Origin of the sequence: Actinomadura meridiana (assembly GCF_039537545.1) — a bacterium.
In the GTDB taxonomy this organism is placed as follows: Bacteria; Actinomycetota; Actinomycetes; order Streptosporangiales; family Streptosporangiaceae; genus Spirillospora; species Spirillospora meridiana.
Genome location: NZ_BAABAS010000007.1, coordinates 246,741 through 262,014, shown reverse-complemented (window position 1 = coordinate 262,014; position 15,274 = coordinate 246,741). Strand labels below are relative to the sequence as shown.

Sequence of the window (15,274 nt, the reverse complement as noted above, 5' to 3'; positions counted from 1 at the left end):
ACCCCCCACACCCCCCGTCTCGCTCCGCTCAGCCCCATCTCCTGTGGGGGGACGACCCCCCACACCCCCCGTCTCGCTTCGCTCAGCCCCATCTCCTGTGGGGGGACGACCCCCCACACCCCCCGTCTCGCTTCGCTCGGTCATGAGAGGCCTGCCTTCCGGAACCTGCGGTAGAGCACCGCGATCGAGCCGAGGACGATGACGGCGCACACCGCAAGCGCGACCACGCCGCCGGTGATGCCGGGCGCGATCCCGATGGAGGACGACTCCGCGCCGAGCAGCCGGACCTGGACGATGTCGACCAGGTTGAACGGCGCCAGCAGCCCCATCCAGCCCTGGAGGGTGAAGTTCGTCTCCGCCTCGGCGATGCCCTGGACGGCGGTCGCGATCGCCGTCGGGATCATGTAGGCGGCGATGACGGCGGCGACCCCGAAGCCGCGGCGCGGGGTGAACGCGGCGACCACCATCCCGATCGCGGCGAGGACCAGCGCGTACAGCACGCAGCCGACGAGGCCGCCGAGGTACTCCAGCAGCTGCTGGCCCGAGTCGGGCGCCTTGGCGACCAGGCCGCCGACGTACAGGACGGTGACGGGCACCGCCATCAGCGCGAACAGCGCGGTCGCCATCGCCGCGGCCTTCGCCAGGACGTAGTCGAAATGCCCGACGGGCCGCGAGAAGTACAGCGGGATGACGTGGAAGCGCAGCTCCCGCGACGCCAGCACCGGCGCCTGGGTGGCCAGGAAGATCGCCACGATGACCTGCATCAGGCTCGCGTAGCCCGAGTACGGGATCAGCGCGTCCTCCTCCTTGGTGAAGGTGAACGCGGCGACGGACCCGGCGGCGGGCAGCAGCATCAGCGCCGCCACCGCGAACGGCATGATCTTGGCGCGGGCGGGGCGGCCGAGGCCGAACGCGGCGCGCAGGTTGTGCACGAACAGGGACCGCATGACGTAGGCGCGGCCGTTGCGGCGCCCGTCGTAGTGCCGGTAGCCGATGTCGTGGATCGTGCTCGTCGTCATCGCGTCACCTCCTGCGGGACGGCTCCCACACCGTGCGGCCCCGGGGCGGCGGGCTCGGTCTGGAAGACCTCCTCGATGTGGTGGCGGCGCTGCTCCATCCGGATCAGCCGCAGCCCGAGGTCGGCGACGCCGTCGCGGATCAGGTCGTAGGTCGTCTCACCGGCGATGTCGACGACGAGGAACCGGCCCTCCGGATGCGCGGCAGCGCCCTGCTCGGTGAGGAGTTGCCCGAGCCGGTCGCGGCCCTCGTCCACCTCCACGGTGAGGACGCCGCTGACGGTCGTGTACGCCTCGACGGCCTGGGAGCGCAGCAGCTTCCCGCCGTCGATGATGACGACGTGGTCGCAGACCCGTTCCAGCTCGCCCAGCAGGTGGGACGTGACGAGCACGCTGATCCCGAACTCGGCGCCGATGCGGCGGATCAGGTCGAGCATCTCGTCGCGTCCGGCCGGGTCGAGGCCGTTGGTGGGCTCGTCCAGGAACACGAGCTTCGGGTCGTGGACGAGGGCCTGCGCGAGCTTCACCCGCTGGCGCATCCCGGTGGAGTAGCCGCCGATGGGACGGTAGCGCTCCTCGTACAGGCCGACATGCCGGAGCGTGTCGGCGGCGCGTTCGCGGGCCGCGGTCGGCGGAAGCCCGCACATCCTGGCCATGTGCACGACGAACTCGGTCGCGGACACGTCCGGGGGCAGGCATTCGTATTCGGGCATGAACCCGACGCTCTCCCGGATCCGCAGCCCGTCGCGGGCGATGTCGAGGCCCAGCACGGTCGCGGTCCCGGAGGACGGGGGCAGCAGGCCGAGCAGGATCTTGATGAGCGTCGACTTGCCGGCGCCGTTGGCGCCGACCAGCCCGACGACGCCCGGCTCGACGGCCACGGAGAGGTCGTCCAGGGCGGTCACCCGGGGGAACCTCATCGTCAGCCCCTGGGTGGCGATGATCGGCATGTCTACGAAACTAGTGGTCCGCGCGGCCGGGCACGTCAGTCTGAAGGGCGATGTGCATCGGCCGTTCGGCCAGATTTCGGATCTACCTAAGTACGTCCCCGGGCGAACCTTCTGCCCTGCCCGCGGAGGACGGCCTTCCATACCGCGCGCTGGACGACCAGCGTCAGCGACCCGGCGATGATCATTCCGAGGAAGTTGACCCCGAGCTGGAGCAGCGACCCGCTGATCTCGCTGCCGTGTTCGAGCGCCAGCGCGACCGCGAGGTTCCCCGCGGCGGGCACGGTCGTGACGGAGATGAAGACTCCGACCAGGGCCGACGACTTGCCCGCGGTGAGCGACAGCACCCCGGCGGCCCCGGCGAGCAGCGCGACGATGAACGACCAGCGGTCCGGGCTGTAGATGAACGCGGTCAGCGGACGCTGCTCCGGCAGCCGGTCCAGCTCGATCACGCCGATCCACCGGCTGACCAGCGCGCACACATAGGTGATCACGATCGCGGCGGCGAACCCCACGGCCAGCGCCCGCGCCGCCCGCGCGATGCGTCTCGGCTGCCACCGGACGAGCCCGTAGCAGACCGCCGCGACGGCGCCGAACTCCGGCCCGAGCACCATCGCGCCGACCACCAGGACCGGCGAGTCGATCAGCGCCGCGATCCCCGCCAGCTGCGTGGCGAGCGCGAGGAACGCCACGAACGACCAGGTGAGGTCCGTGCCCTCGCTGACCTGCCGGTCCAGCTCCTCCCAGACGACGGCGTCGTCGCCGTGGCCGGGCGCCCGGTCCTTGGCCTCCTCGGCGCGGTCCGACAGCGTCAGGTCGACCTTGTCGAGCGCGATCGACCCGTCCTGGTCGACGCCGAGCGCGCGCAGCGCGTCCAGGACCTCGTTGGCGGACTCGCGGGCGATGTCGCTGGTCACCAGGTCGCCGCGCGGTGACCGGGCCGCGTTGTCGATCACCACGACGTTGGTGGCCCCGGCGCAGTCAGCCAGCACCTCGCAGACCGCGTCGGTGCGGTCCGCCGGGACGATCGCTCTCAGATGCAACACGCGCCACATCGTGCCGCAAACAAGGGAGGTACGTCGTCCGGGACACCCACCCCTTACGCTGTCGTCCGTCCAATTTCGGAAATAAAGCAAGAAACAAGGATGGTGAGGTCATGACCCGGACGACCGCGGCGAGACGGACAACCGCGGCGGCCCTGCTCCTCACCGCCCCGCTGCTGACGGCCGCCTGCGAGGGCGACGTCGGCCTCTCCGAGACCGGCCGCCCGACCGCGACGAGCACCGGAACCCAGCACGCCGACCTGTCCGCGCTCCGGATCGCCCCCGAGGGCAAAGGCACCGGCTACAAGCGCGACAAGTTCGGGACGCGCTGGAAGGACACCGACCACAACGGCTGCGACCAACGAAACGACGTCCTCGCCCGCGACCTGACGGCGGTCGCGAGGAAGGGCCGGTGCGTCGTGCTGTCCGGTCGCCTCCACGACCCCTACAGCGGCAAGGACATCACCTTCGCCAAGAAGGACGCCGCCGAGGTGCAGATCGACCACGTCTACCCGCTCGCCCTCGCCTGGCGGATGGGCGCGTCCCGCTGGAGCGAGGACCAGCGGGAACGGTTCGCGAACGACCACTCCAACCTGCTGGCCGTGTGGGGCGTCCCCAACCGCCAGAAGAGCGACTCCGGCCCAGGCGAATGGAAACCGCAGAAGGCTTTCCAGTGCTCCTACGCAGGCAAGTACATAGCCGTCGCGAAGAAGTACTCACTTCCGGTCACCCGCGCCGACCACGACGCCCTCCAGACCTTCCTCGGACGCTGCTAGCCGAGTGCGCTCCGCACGACGCCCGCGAGGTGCTCGGCGACCGACTGCGCCTGGTCCTCCGACTCCGCCTCGACCATCACGCGCACCATCGGCTCGGTGCCGCTCGGCCGGATCAGCACCCGTCCCGTGTCGCCGAGGTCGGCCTCCGCCGTGGAGACGGCCATCGCCAGCTCCGGCGATGCGTTCGCGCGGGTCTTGTCGACGTCCCTGACGTTGATGAGCACCTGCGGCAGGCGCGTCATCACCTTCGTCAACTCGTCCAGCGGCTGACCCCGCCGCACCATCGCGGCGGCCAAGTGCAGACCGGTCAGGACGCCGTCGCCGGTCGTCGCGTGGTCCAGCATGATCACGTGCCCGGACTGCTCGCCGCCGAAACCGAACCCGCCGTCCTTCATCGCCTCCAGGACGTACCGGTCGCCGACCGCGGTCTCCACCACGTCGATCCCGGCGTCCCGCATCGCGAGCTTGAACCCCAGGTTCGACATGACGGTCGCGACGACGGTGTCGGCGGCCAGCAGACCCGCCTCCCGCAGGTCGAGGGCCAGGATCGCCATGATCTGGTCACCGTCCACGACGTCCCCGGACGCGGTGACGGCCAGACACCGATCGGCGTCACCGTCATTGGCGATTCCGACATCGGCACCATGCTCCTGGACCGCGTTCTGCAACGCCTCAAGATGCGTGGACCCGCAGCCCGCGTTGATGTTCAGGCCGTCCGGCGCGGTCCCGATCGTGAACACCTCGGCCCCGGCCCGCCGCAACGCCTCGGGTGCCACATCGCTGGACGCGCCGTTCGCGCAGTCGACCACGACGCGCAGACCGTCCAGCGACACCGGCAGCGTAGACAGCAGATGCGCCACATACTGCTCGACGGCGCCGTGCGCGTCACGAACTCGTCCGACCCCCGCCCCGGTCGGCGGATCCCACAGCTTGCCGAGCCGCGCCTCGACGCGGTCCTCCAGCTCGTCGGGAAGCTTGTAGCCGCTGCGGTCGAAGAACTTGATCCCGTTGTCCGGAGCCGGGTTGTGCGACGCCGACAGCATCACCCCGAGGTCGGCGTCCAGCGCGTGCGTCAGGTACGCGACGGCGGGCGTCGGCAGGACGCCGAGCCGCAGCACGTCCACCCCCGAACTCGCGAGCCCCGCGACGACGGCCGCCTCCAGGAACTCACCGGAGGCCCGCGGGTCACGCCCCACCACCGCCAGCGGACGGTGCCCCCGGAACGCCCCCTGCTCACCCAGCACCCGCGCCGCCGCGACGGACAGGTCCATGGCGAGCGGAGCGGTCAGATCCCGGTTGGCGAGCCCACGCACACCGTCAGTCCCGAACAGACGAGCCACTATTTCACTCCCAATACGAAGAAAGACCGCCACCCCGCCCGGTCAAATCTAGTGGGCACCAACCCGTCTACCCGCCCACACCCCAGAACCACACAAAAACGACTTAGACGAGCCGCGTCCCTCTCTTGGCCCCCAACCCTAGGCCGAAACCACAACCCCCCACACGGACAATGCACGCACACCACCTACGCCCCTTGCCCGAATAACACCCCGCCATACGAACAAGCCCCCACCCACAACCATGTGACAAACACCCCACCACGCCCACAAGACCCAACCACAATCGCGCGTCGCGCGGCGCAACGCGACGACGCAGGCGACCGCAGCGACGCCGCAGAACCGTGACAGGCACGGAAACCGCAACACGTCGTGAGGATCGCCTGCGTCGTTGACGGGGGTTCCAGGGGGTCGCCCCCCTGGGCAAACACAGCCCCCTGGTATTAACGCTTGCTGTACTGCGGCGCCTTGCGGGCCTTCTTGAGGCCTGCCTTCTTGCGTTCCGGGACGCGGGCGTCGCGGGTCAGGAAGCCGGCCTTCTTGAGGGCGGGGCGGTGTTCGATGTTGCTGAACTGGAGGGCGCGGGAGATGCCGAGGCGGAGCGCGCCCGCCTGGCCGGTGGTGCCGCCGCCGCTCACGCGGGCGAGGACGTCGAACTGGCCCTCAAGGCTCAGCAGGACGAACGGCTCGTTCACGATCTGCTGGTGGACCTTGTTCGGGAAGTACTGGTCCAGGGTCCGGCCGTTGATCTTCCACTTGCCGGTGCCGGGGACGATGCGGACGCGCGCGATGGCCTGCTTGCGGCGGCCGGTGCCCGCGGCGGGGCCGGTCGCGACGGGCTGGCCGAGGAGGCCCTCGCCCGCGGCCTCGGGGGTCTCGGTGCTGTACTCGGACGGCGCGTCCTCGTACGAGTCGAGTTCGGCGGCCGGCTCGGTGCTCGGCTCGGTGGTCTCGTCCACGGTTCTCCTTGGGGTGTTCTGGCCGGGGCGGCTGACCCGTCTCGCGGGTGCCCCGGCGGCCGCTGTTTCCTGGTGCGCACGGACGGGCCGTGCGCGGGCGTCACTTCTGGATCTGGCTGACCTGGGTGATCTCGAACGGGACCGGCTTCTGCGCCTGGTGCGGGTGGTCCGGCCCGGCGTAGACCTTCACCTTGCCGAACATCTTCCGGCCGAGGGTGTTCTTGGGCAGCATGCCCTTGATCGCCTTCTCGACGGCCCGCTCGGGGTGCTTGGCGAGCAGGTCGCCGTAGGTCACCGAGCGCAGACCGCCCGGGTAGCCGGAGTGCCGGTAGGCACGCTTCTGCTCCAGCTTGTTGCCGGACAGCGCCACCTTGTCGGCGTTCACGATGACGACGAAGTCACCGGTGTCGAGGTGCGGCGCGTAGATGGGCTTGTGCTTGCCCCGAAGCAGCTGCGCGACCTGACTGGCGAGACGGCCCAGCACGACATCGGTCGCGTCGATGACGTACCACTGACGCTGGACGTCAGCGGGCTTAGGGGTGTACGTGCGCACGGTCGTAGGCCTTCGTTTCTCGTCGACTTACCAGCGGTTTCGATCCTCGCCCGCCCGTGTGGGCGAGCGCCGTCAAGCGGAATCCTGCTCGCGCCGATCAGTGGATCGTCCGACCTGGCGCTCCGGGATGCCGGGGGCCCAGAACCGACGCCCACGCCGTTGGACGCGGGCACTATCAGGGGCACACCGACTCGTCATAGCGCCGACTCCGGCCGCAGGCCTTCGACGCACACAACAAACAGGCAGGATACTCTGCGCCGCGCGCAAGGGTCAAAACGAACGGCGACCGCCGCCCCTCAGTGCCCGGCCGGAACACTCAGCACCACCCACATTACCCGGAGTAGCCCAATAGATCTTTTTTGGACGATCTTCGTAACACGGGGTGTATAGCGGGATATCGTGCCGGGCGACCGGTCCACGTCGGCGTGTGCCGACCCGCACCCGGGAGCCCCCGCTGTCCACTCCCCGCAGACCAGGTGATTCCGCCGGACGCCCCCAGCCCGGGCGCACCGGGCGGCGCGGCATGTCCCCCCGCCCAGACGAACTCGTCGCGAGCGGCCCTCGACGGGCCACTCCGCGCACCGGCCCACCGCCCGGCGGTGGTGGCCGACGGTCGCGACCCACTCGCGGCAAATCCAGAGCGAAAAGCGTGACGGGCATCGTGGTGGCCGTCACCGCGTCCGTCCTCGCCCTCGGCACCGGCGTCGCGATCGACCGCCTCCTGCTGCCGGGGTCGGAGCAGACCTCCGCGTCCGGTCCCGAAGCACGGTCGTCCGAAGCCACACCGCCCGGACCACAGACAGAGACGTCCACCAGAACCGGGACGGGCACCGAAGACGGCGATACACCCGCCGCCAGCGGCACCCCGAAGGCGACGGACGCGCCCCCGCCGTCGTTGAAGCCGATGCGCGCACCCGGAAAGACGCCGGAAAAGCCGTCCGAGACCGAGAAGCCGTCCACGACAAGCGGCGGCGCGTCGGGCGACGACGAACCGTCCGGCGGATCGGGTGGCTCGTCCAGCACCGAGGCGGCGGTCGTGTCGCTCACCAACTCCGAGCGCGCCAAGGCCGGTTGCAAGCCGCTGCGCGTCGACGAGCGGCTCGCCACCGCCGCGCGCAGGCACTCCGCCGACATGGCGGCCAAGAACTACTTCGACCACACGTCCCGCAACGGCGACAGCCCGTGGAAGCGGATGGAGGACGCCGGATACACCAGCCCCGGCGCCGAGAACATCGCGAAGGGCTACGCCACCGCCGCGGCCGTCATGAAGGGATGGATGGACAGCCCGGGGCACCGCGCGAACATCCTGAACTGCGGTCTGCGCGCCATCGGCGTCGGCAGGGCCGCCGGCTCCGGTGGTCCCCTCTGGACACAGGACTTCGGCTGGAAATGATCGTCACCTGATCAGGTCTGGTCGCGGCTCATGATCTTCGTGAAACCACCGGCGCCCGGTTCACCCCCATGTCATGGTGGGTGTCTCGAAGGTCCAGAGCCCTGAACGAGGAACGGTAAGGTCCAAGCCATGGGTTATCCGGGCGATCAAGGCAGGCCCGGCGGCTGGCCCCCTCAACAGCAGCCGCCGCACACGCCGTACGGACCCGGAGCCGAAGCGGCACCGTACGGCCACGACAACGACGAAGCCCCCTTCGCGCCACGCGACGAGGGCCCCGGCACAGCGCCCTTCGGTGCTGAGCAGTACGGCGCTCAGCAGTACGGCGACGACCAGTTCGGTGCCGGGAACTACGGCAACGACCCCTTCGGCGGAACGACCGACCAGAACACGGCGTGGGCGGACGAGCCCGTCGCCGGACGCTCGAACGCCTCCTTCCCTCCGGGGCAGTCCGGTAGCGGCCAGGGCACCGACCCCTTCGGTCCGGGCGACTTCGGGCCGGACGACGGCTATCCGGCACCGTCCGGCGGAACGCCCCCCACCGAGCGGCGCCGCAACCTGCCGCTCGTCATCGGCGGCGCGGCCGTCGCCGGGCTCCTGCTCATCGGCGGCGGCGTCGCGCTGTCCTCGGTGCTGAAGGACGACTCCGACTCGGGGAACGCGAAGAAGCCGCCCCCGGCGGCGTCCGAGCAGCCGTCGACGACACCGAGCCCGACACAGCCCGTCCTGGCGCCGGTGAAGCTCCAGAGTCGCACCACCGACCCGAAGCCGCTGACGCTCAAGGAGGTCTTCGGCAACGGGAAGTTCACCTCGGGCAAGCACAAGTACGTACGGACCGCAGCGAGCGCGAAGAAGGGCTGCACCTCCGTCGTCGGCGGGGCGAAGCTGGACAAGGCCCTCAAGAAGGGCGGCTGCACGCAGGCGCTGCGCGCCACCTACGCGCTCACCAGCGGATCCCTCATCGGGACCGTCGGCGTGTTCAACCTGGAGAACGAGGCCGCGGTCCAGCTCGCCGTCAAGGCCGCCGCAGACAAGGACGCCTTCCTCGTCGCGCTGCCCGGCACGGGCGTCTCCAAGACCAACGGCAAGGGCGAGGCCCTCGGCACCTCCCAGGCGCGCGGCCACTACCTGGTGATGACGTGGGTGCAGCGGCCGGACGGCAAGAGGATCGCCAAGAAGTACCATGCGGCCGTCCGCGTCTTCGGTACCCAACTGGTGAAGGGCAGCAACCTGGCGCTGGCCCTGCACTACCGGGAAACCGAAGGCAAGCCCCTCCAAAAGTGACTCCGAATGCCCTCCACGCCTATGTCTGGACCTAGAGAAACCCGGGATTCCGCCGACGCGGCGGGGACGTCGGACGTCCCCGCCCAGTCCGCGCCGCCCAGCTTCGGCGGCTCGACCTCCCCGGTGGAAGAGCCGTCCGCCGCCGACACGGTCCCCACCCCCTTCACCGCGCCCGCGTTCGGTCTGGAGGCCCCCTGGTGGGCGGCCGAGTCCGCCGACACGGCCCCGCCCGCCGGGGACGACGCGTCCAACGCCGCCGAACCCCCGGCCGAGCCGCCAGCCAACTCCTCGGCCGAGCCTCCCGCCGAGCCCTCGGCAGGGGACGACGAACTAGTCTTCGGCGCCGACACCGCCGACGACCGTCCAAGCGAGCCGGAGGCGTCCGCCGCCGCCCCGCCCGGGACGCTCGTCGCCGGGGTGGGCGTCCCCAGAGTCGACTCCCGCCGGGCCGTGCCCGCGAAGCCGATCGTCAAGCGTCCCCCGTCATCCGGCGACACCGACCCGGACGGCATCCCCGCCGTCCGCCCGGAGGAGGACGCACCCGTAGTGAAGGAGACCGTCGTGGGCCAATCCGAGGCGCCCTCCGCGTTCCAGAAGGCCAAGGATGCGGAGGACGCCACCTCCGCGACCCTCGCGCCCGTGCTCGTCCCGGACGCGATCCTGCCCCCCGGCTTCACGCCCCCCACCGGCAGCGGGCCGTTCCCCACCACCGCGGCCGACGGCACCGTCGTCGCCGAGCAGCAGCCCGGCATGCCGCCGACCGACACGCCGCCCCACCCGCGTGTCCAGCGCGGCGGCGGAGGCGGCAGCAAACGCAGGATCCTGCTGGTCGGCGGGGGCGCGGCCGTCATCCTCGCCGCCGCCATCGGCCTGTTCACCATCGGCGGGTCGGACTCCGGCAAGAAGGACGGGAACGGGAAGGTCGCCGAGTCGCCCGCCGCGACGCGGTCCACGCCGCCGCCCGCCGCACCGGCCGCGCCCGTGGACATCACGAACGAGAAGACCGACACCCAGGACCTCGCGTTCCACGACATCTTCCCCACCGAGACCATCAGCCTCGGCGGACGGACCTACTCCCGCGAACGCTGGTCCCTCAACCGCGACGTGTCGTACGCCGCCCGGGGCGCCATGCTCAAGGCGCTCCAGCGCGAACAGTGCCGCAAGATCGTCCGCGCCACGTACATCGACCGGGCCAGCAAGCTGGCCGTCACGTCCGGCATCGCGGTGATGCCGACGAAGGAGGCCGCGCTCACGATCAGCAAGGCCGGGAACCCCGCCAAGTACGAATGGTTCCGCGGTCTCGGCGGCAAGCACGCCCCCGACCTCGACCAGGCGGGCGGCTACGCGGCGGCCACGGTGCGCGGACGGTACGTCGCCTACGCCTACGTGCAGTGGGCGAACGGCAAGAAGGCCGAGCCCGGTGACGCCACCATCAAGCAGGCCGCCCAGCAGTTCCTGGACTACGACCTGCGCCCGATCGTGGCCCGCGCCGGAGGCTGACCGCTAGGGCGTCTCCTGCCGGGACGACGCCTCCGCTGCTTCCGCGGCCTCCGCCGCTTCCACGGCGGCGGCCGCGTTCAGCGTCCGGACGCGCCGCGTCTCCTGCGCGCGCCTGGCCAGGCTGTCGTCGTCCGGGTAACGGATCTCCTCCAGCGACAGCCCGTGCGCGGGGACGACGGTCACCCCCGAGTCGCGGACGCGGGCCGCCAGCACCTCGGCGGGCCATTCCACCTCGCGGCGCCCGTCCCCCACCATCAGCAGCGCCCCGACGAGCGCCCGGACCATCGAATGGCAGAAGGCGTCCGCCTGCACGGTCGCGAGCGCCAGGTGCGGGTCGTTGTCGTCGCGGACCCACTCGTAACGCAGCAGCTCCCGGATCGTCGTCGCGCCCTCGCGCTTCCGGCAGTACGCGGCGAAATCCTGCTCGCCGACCAACAGCCGGGCGGCCTCGTTCATCCGGGCCAGGTTCAGCGGACGCGGATGCCACAGGACGTCGTGACGGCGCAGCGGCTCCACCCCGAACGGGTTGTCGCACACCCGGTACACGTAGCGGCGGAACAGGGCGGAGAACCGGGCGTCGAAACCCTCCGGCGCGATCGACACGCGCCACACCCGCACGTCCGGCGGCAGCAGCCCGGCGAGCCGGCGCGGCATCGTCCCGTTGATCGCCGAGTAGGCGGCGACGGGAACGACCAGGTGGGCGACCTGCCCGCGTGCGTGGACGCCGGCGTCCGTCCGTCCGGCGACGGTGAGCATGGGCGGCGGATCGAGGCGCAGCATGCGGGCCAGCGCGTCCTCGATGACCCCCTGGACGGTCCGCTGGTTCGGTTGCCGCGCCCATCCCGCGAAACCCGACCCGTCATAGGAGATGTCGAGCCGAAGACGTACCAAAGCGGTCATGTCAGCCGAGCTGTCCTGCTGCACCACTGGCGGTGTTCCTCTCCCGATGAGCCGACCCGCTCAACGGACTGTCCTTGACCTGCTCCCCGGCGACCCGTCGCTCCCCTGACATGACCATGGAAGCAAGTCTGGCAAAGATGAAGGCCCGCCGTCCCGAATCGAACGGCGGGCCCAATCCATCATGTCGGCCTAGACCATTAATGGAACGGCCAAGGGAGTGGATCACCCCGCGTGCGCGGGGAGCACCCTGGCGACCATCAGGTCACTTCGCGTCGTCGTCGCCGTCCTCGGCGTCGGCCTCGGCCTTGGCGTCCGTGGCGGTCTCGTCCGCCTCGGTCTCCTCAGCGTCGGTCACGTCGTCGGTCACGTCATCGACGGGCGCGGTGTCCTCGACGGCCGTGGCCGGGGCGGCCTTGGCGGTCGAGACGGAGGAGGACATCTCCTCCTGCACCAGCTCGATCACGGCCATCGGCGCGGCGTCCCCCTTGCGGGGGCCGATCTTGGTGATGCGGGTGTAGCCGCCGGGCCGGTTCTCGAAGTGCGGCGCGATCTCGGTGAAGAGAGCGTGCACGACGCCCTTGTCGCGGATCGTCCGGGCCACGAGGCGACGGTTGTGGAGGTCGCCCTTCTTGGCCTTGGTGATCAGCTTCTCCGCCAGGGGGCGGACGCGGCGGGCCTTGGCCTCGGTGGTGGTGATGCGGCCGTGCTCGAACAGCGCGGTCGCGAGGTTCGCCAGCATGAGGCGCTGGTGCGCGGGACCGCTGCCGAGGCGGGCGCCCTTGGTGGGCTTGGGCATTGCTGTTCCTTCCTGCACCGGCCGTGTCAGGTACCGGTGTCAGCTGGGTCCGCGCACGGCCGGGGGACGCGCCCCCGGCCGCCGCGGATCGGGTTGTCGGTACTGCTCGGTCGTCAGTACCGCTCGTTCTTCAGTACCGCTCGGTACTCAGTACTGCTCGGTCTCGGCGTAGCTCTGGTCGTCGTCGTTGTAGGAGTCGGCCGCCGCGCTCGGGTCGAACCCGGGCGGGGAGTCCTTCAGCGACAGGCCCATGTCGTTGAGCTTCTGCTTGACCTCTTCGATCGACTTGGCGCCGAAGTTGCGGATGTCGAGCAGGTCCTGCTCGGAGCGGGCGACGAGCTCGCCCACCGAGTGGATGCCCTCGCGCTTCAGGCAGTTGTAGGAGCGGACCGTGAGGTTCAGCTCCTCGATCGGCAGGGCCAGGTCGGCGGCGAGCGCCGCGTCCGTCGGGGACGGGCCCATGTCGATGCCCTCGGCCTCGACGTTGAGCTCCCGGGCCAGCCCGAACAGCTCGACGAGGGTCTTGCCCGCGGACGCGACCGCGTCGCGGGGCAGCATCGCCTGCTTGGTCTCCACGTCCAGGATGAGGCGGTCGAAGTCGGTGCGCTGCTCGACTCGGGTCGCCTCGACCTTGTAGGTGACCTTCAGCACGGGCGAGTAGATGGAGTCGATCGGGATCCGGCCGATCTCCTGGCCCGGCTGCTTGTTCTGCGCGGCGGAGACGTAGCCGCGGCCGCGCTCGACCGTCAGCTCCATCTCCAGCTTGGCCTTGTTGTTCAGCGTGGCGATGTGCAGGTCGGGGTTGTGCACCTCGACGCCCGCGGGCGGCGCGATGTCGGCCGCGGTGACCTCGCCCGGGCCCTGCTTGCGCAGGTACATGACGACGGGCTCGTCGTGCTCGGACGAGACGACGAGCTCCTTGAGGTTCAGGATGATGTCGGTGACATCTTCCTTGACCCCGGGCACGGTGGAGAACTCGTGCAGGACGCCCTCGATGCGGATGCTGGTGACGGCCGCACCGGGAATCGAGGAGAGCAGGGTACGACGCAGCGAGTTGCCGATCGTGTAGCCGAAGCCCGGCTCCAGCGGCTCGATGGTGAACCGCGACCGGTACTCGTCGACCTGCTCTTCGGTGAGAGTCGGGCGCTGAGCAATGAGCATGGGTGCCTTCTTTCCGCGGTGCCCGCTATTTGACTACCGCGTGTGTGAGTCTTCCCCGTCCCGCCGGAATCCCACGTGGGACTCCGGCGGGCCGTGTCGAGCGCTTACTTCGAGTAGTACTCGACGATGAGCTGCTCCTGGATGGGAGCGTCGATCTGCTGCCGGACCGGCATCGAGTGCACGAAGACCCGCATCTTCTCACCGTCCACCCCGAGCCACGCCGGGACGGGACGGTCGCCGACCTCGGCCTTGGCCACCTGGAACGGGACCATCTCCAGGGACTTCGGCTTCACGTCGACGATGTCGGACTCGCCGACCAGGGCCGACGGGATGTTGACCTTGCGGCCGTTGACCCTGATGTGGCCGTGCCGGATCAGCTGACGGGCCATGTCGCGGGACTTGGCGAAGCCCGCGCGGTAGACCACGTTGTCGAGCCGCCGCTCCAGGAGGGCGAGCATGTTCTCGCCCGTCTTGCCCTGCTGGCGGTTCGCCTCGACGTAGTAGTTGTGGAACTGCCGCTCCAGGACGCCGTAGATGCGCCGCGCCTTCTGCTTCTCGCGAAGCTGGAGCAGGTACTCGGTCTCCTTCGGCCGACCGCGTCCGTGCTCACCCGGCGGGTAGGGACGGATCTCGATCGGGCACTTCGGGCCCTCGCACTTGCTGCCCTTGAGGAACAGCTTCATCTTCTCGCGGCGGCAGAGCTTGCAGTCCGCACCGGTGTAACGAGCCATTGTTCTAGATCTCCCCTGCCTCAGACCCGGCGACGCTTGGGCGGGCGGCAGCCGTTGTGCGGAACGGGCGTGACGTCCTGGATCGAGCCCACCTCCAGGCCGGTCGCCTGGAGCGACCGGATGGCGGTCTCGCGGCCCGAGCCCGGGCCCTTCACGAAGACGTCGACCTTGCGCATCCCGTGCTCCATCGCGCGCCGGGCGGCGGCCTCGGCGGCCTGCTGCGCGGCGTACGGCGTGGACTTGCGGGAGCCCTTGAAGCCGACGTGGCCCGACGAGGCCCAGGAGATCACGTTGCCGTTGGGGTCGGTGATCGAGACGATCGTGTTGTTGAACGTGCTCTTGATGTGAGCGTGCCCGTGGGCGATGTTCTTCTTTTCCTTGCGGCGCACCTTCTTGGCGCCGACACGGCTCTTAGGAGGCATCTGCTCTCTCTACTCGTGAGGTCATCGATCCGGAGGAACGACTCCGGACTACTTCTTGCCGGCCTTCTTCTTGCCGGCCACGGTCTTCTTCTTGCCCTTGCGGGTGCGCGCGTTGGTCTGCGTGCGCTGACCGTGCACGGGAAGACCGCGGCGGTGCCGGATGCCCTGGTAGCAGCCGATCTCTTTCTTGCGGTTGATGTCCGCCTGGACCTCGCGGCGAAGATCACCCTCGATCTTGTAGTTCGCCTCGATCCAGTCGCGGAGCCTGACCATCTCGTCGTCGCCGAGCTGGTGCACCCGCACGTCGCCGCTGATGCTGGTACCCGCGAGGGTCTCCAGCGCCCGCGTCCGGCCGATGCCGAAGATGTAGGTGAGAGCGACCTCCAGGCGCTTTTCGCGCGGGAGGTCGACGCCGAGGAGGCGTGCCATGTGGGCAGTTCCCTTCGTTGCCGGAGGTAT

The 15,274-nt window shown here is 70.0% G+C and carries 16 protein-coding genes; 4 read left to right on the top strand and 12 right to left on the bottom strand.

Annotated elements, in window-relative coordinates; translation table 11 throughout:
• Positions 1-140: 140 nt before the first annotated feature.
• From ABD808_RS19275 to ABD808_RS19265, 3 genes are all read right to left on the bottom strand, one after another.
• Positions 141-1,019 (bottom strand): ABC transporter permease, encoded by an 879-nt coding sequence (locus tag ABD808_RS19275; RefSeq protein ID WP_344898541.1) that lies wholly within the window; start codon positions 1,017-1,019, stop codon positions 141-143.
• Entirely contained in the window at positions 1,016-1,966 is a 951-nt protein-coding gene (locus tag ABD808_RS19270; protein WP_344898539.1) for an ABC transporter ATP-binding protein, read from the bottom strand. Before ABD808_RS19270 ends, ABD808_RS19275 begins: the two co-directional genes overlap by 4 nt.
• Positions 1,967-2,052: 86 nt before the next feature.
• Positions 2,053-3,009 carry a DUF389 domain-containing protein gene (locus ABD808_RS19265; RefSeq protein ID WP_344898537.1) on the bottom strand — a complete coding sequence of 319 codons (957 nt, stop codon included), beginning with the start codon at positions 3,007-3,009 and terminating at the stop codon, positions 2,053-2,055.
• A 110-nt stretch (positions 3,010-3,119) separates the two neighbouring features.
• On the opposite strand from ABD808_RS19265, the gene ABD808_RS19260 reads away from it, so the two are divergent.
• Entirely contained in the window at positions 3,120-3,782 is a 663-nt protein-coding gene (locus ABD808_RS19260) for an HNH endonuclease family protein (protein WP_344898535.1), read from the top strand.
• On the opposite strand, the gene glmM is transcribed toward ABD808_RS19260, so the two are convergent.
• The 3 genes from glmM to rplM form a co-directional block, all read right to left on the bottom strand.
• Entirely contained in the window at positions 3,779-5,122 is a 1,344-nt protein-coding gene (glmM, locus tag ABD808_RS19255; protein WP_344898533.1) for a phosphoglucosamine mutase, read from the bottom strand. The two genes, ABD808_RS19260 and glmM, sit on opposite strands and share 4 nt — an antisense overlap.
• 440 nt (positions 5,123-5,562) lie before the next feature.
• A complete protein-coding gene (gene rpsI, locus ABD808_RS19250) occupies positions 5,563-6,078 on the bottom strand; it encodes a 30S ribosomal protein S9 (RefSeq protein ID WP_344898531.1) in 516 nt (171 codons plus the stop codon).
• 100 nt (positions 6,079-6,178) lie between these two features.
• Entirely contained in the window at positions 6,179-6,631 is a 453-nt protein-coding gene (gene rplM, locus ABD808_RS19245) for a 50S ribosomal protein L13 (RefSeq protein WP_344898529.1), read from the bottom strand.
• Between the two features lie 649 nt (positions 6,632-7,280).
• Between rplM and ABD808_RS19240 the strand changes: the two genes are divergently transcribed.
• The 3 genes from ABD808_RS19240 to ABD808_RS19230 all read left to right on the top strand — a co-directional run bounded on the left by ABD808_RS19240 (position 7,281) and on the right by ABD808_RS19230 (position 10,805).
• A complete protein-coding gene (locus tag ABD808_RS19240) occupies positions 7,281-8,024 on the top strand; it encodes a CAP domain-containing protein (protein WP_344898527.1) in 744 nt (247 codons plus the stop codon).
• Between the two features lie 129 nt (positions 8,025-8,153).
• Positions 8,154-9,305 (top strand): hypothetical protein, encoded by a 1,152-nt coding sequence (locus ABD808_RS19235; RefSeq protein ID WP_344898525.1) that lies wholly within the window; start codon positions 8,154-8,156, stop codon positions 9,303-9,305.
• 21 nt (positions 9,306-9,326) lie between these two features.
• The gene (locus ABD808_RS19230) at positions 9,327-10,805 is read left to right on the top strand and encodes a hypothetical protein (RefSeq protein WP_344898523.1); all 1,479 of its coding nucleotides are present in this window, start codon (positions 9,327-9,329) and stop codon (positions 10,803-10,805) included.
• Between the two features lie 3 nt (positions 10,806-10,808).
• Here ABD808_RS19230 and truA read toward each other — a convergent pair whose 3' ends face one another.
• The 6 genes from truA to rpsM all read right to left on the bottom strand — a co-directional run bounded on the left by truA (position 10,809) and on the right by rpsM (position 15,244).
• Positions 10,809-11,705 (bottom strand): tRNA pseudouridine(38-40) synthase TruA, encoded by an 897-nt coding sequence (truA, locus tag ABD808_RS19225; protein ID WP_344898521.1) that lies wholly within the window; start codon positions 11,703-11,705, stop codon positions 10,809-10,811.
• A 262-nt stretch (positions 11,706-11,967) separates the two neighbouring features.
• The gene (gene rplQ, locus ABD808_RS19220) at positions 11,968-12,501 is read right to left on the bottom strand and encodes a 50S ribosomal protein L17 (RefSeq protein WP_344898519.1); all 534 of its coding nucleotides are present in this window, start codon (positions 12,499-12,501) and stop codon (positions 11,968-11,970) included.
• Between the two features lie 147 nt (positions 12,502-12,648).
• Entirely contained in the window at positions 12,649-13,662 is a 1,014-nt protein-coding gene (locus tag ABD808_RS19215) for a DNA-directed RNA polymerase subunit alpha (protein WP_344898517.1), read from the bottom strand.
• A gap of 104 nt (positions 13,663-13,766) precedes the next feature.
• Complete coding sequence (rpsD, locus tag ABD808_RS19210) at positions 13,767-14,393, bottom strand: 30S ribosomal protein S4 (RefSeq protein ID WP_344898515.1); 627 nt, start codon at positions 14,391-14,393, stop codon at positions 13,767-13,769.
• A 20-nt stretch (positions 14,394-14,413) separates the two neighbouring features.
• The gene (gene rpsK, locus ABD808_RS19205) at positions 14,414-14,815 is read right to left on the bottom strand and encodes a 30S ribosomal protein S11 (protein WP_344898512.1); all 402 of its coding nucleotides are present in this window, start codon (positions 14,813-14,815) and stop codon (positions 14,414-14,416) included.
• Positions 14,816-14,863: 48 nt separating this feature from the next.
• Positions 14,864-15,244: a 30S ribosomal protein S13 gene (gene rpsM, locus ABD808_RS19200; RefSeq protein ID WP_344898510.1), complete on the bottom strand. Its 381-nt coding sequence runs from the start codon at positions 15,242-15,244 to the stop codon at positions 14,864-14,866.
• Between the last annotated feature and the right edge of the window lie 30 nt (positions 15,245-15,274).

Coding starts and splice junctions, on each gene's coding strand:
- ABD808_RS19275 (WP_344898541.1), bottom strand. CDS start 1,019: ATGACGACGAGCACGATCCACGACATCGGCTACCGGCACTACGACGGG.
- ABD808_RS19235 (WP_344898525.1), top strand. CDS start 8,154: ATGGGTTATCCGGGCGATCAAGGCAGGCCCGGCGGCTGGCCCCCTCAA.
- rplQ (WP_344898519.1), bottom strand. CDS start 12,501: ATGCCCAAGCCCACCAAGGGCGCCCGCCTCGGCAGCGGTCCCGCGCAC.
- ABD808_RS19215 (WP_344898517.1), bottom strand. CDS start 13,662: ATGCTCATTGCTCAGCGCCCGACTCTCACCGAAGAGCAGGTCGACGAG.
- truA (WP_344898521.1), bottom strand. CDS start 11,705: ATGACCGCTTTGGTACGTCTTCGGCTCGACATCTCCTATGACGGGTCG.
- rpsK (WP_344898512.1), bottom strand. CDS start 14,815: ATGCCTCCTAAGAGCCGTGTCGGCGCCAAGAAGGTGCGCCGCAAGGAA.
- rpsD (WP_344898515.1), bottom strand. CDS start 14,393: ATGGCTCGTTACACCGGTGCGGACTGCAAGCTCTGCCGCCGCGAGAAG.
- ABD808_RS19230 (WP_344898523.1), top strand. CDS start 9,327: ATGTCTGGACCTAGAGAAACCCGGGATTCCGCCGACGCGGCGGGGACG.
- rpsM (WP_344898510.1), bottom strand. CDS start 15,244: ATGGCACGCCTCCTCGGCGTCGACCTCCCGCGCGAAAAGCGCCTGGAG.
- ABD808_RS19270 (WP_344898539.1), bottom strand. CDS start 1,966: ATGCCGATCATCGCCACCCAGGGGCTGACGATGAGGTTCCCCCGGGTG.
- ABD808_RS19260 (WP_344898535.1), top strand. CDS start 3,120: ATGACCCGGACGACCGCGGCGAGACGGACAACCGCGGCGGCCCTGCTC.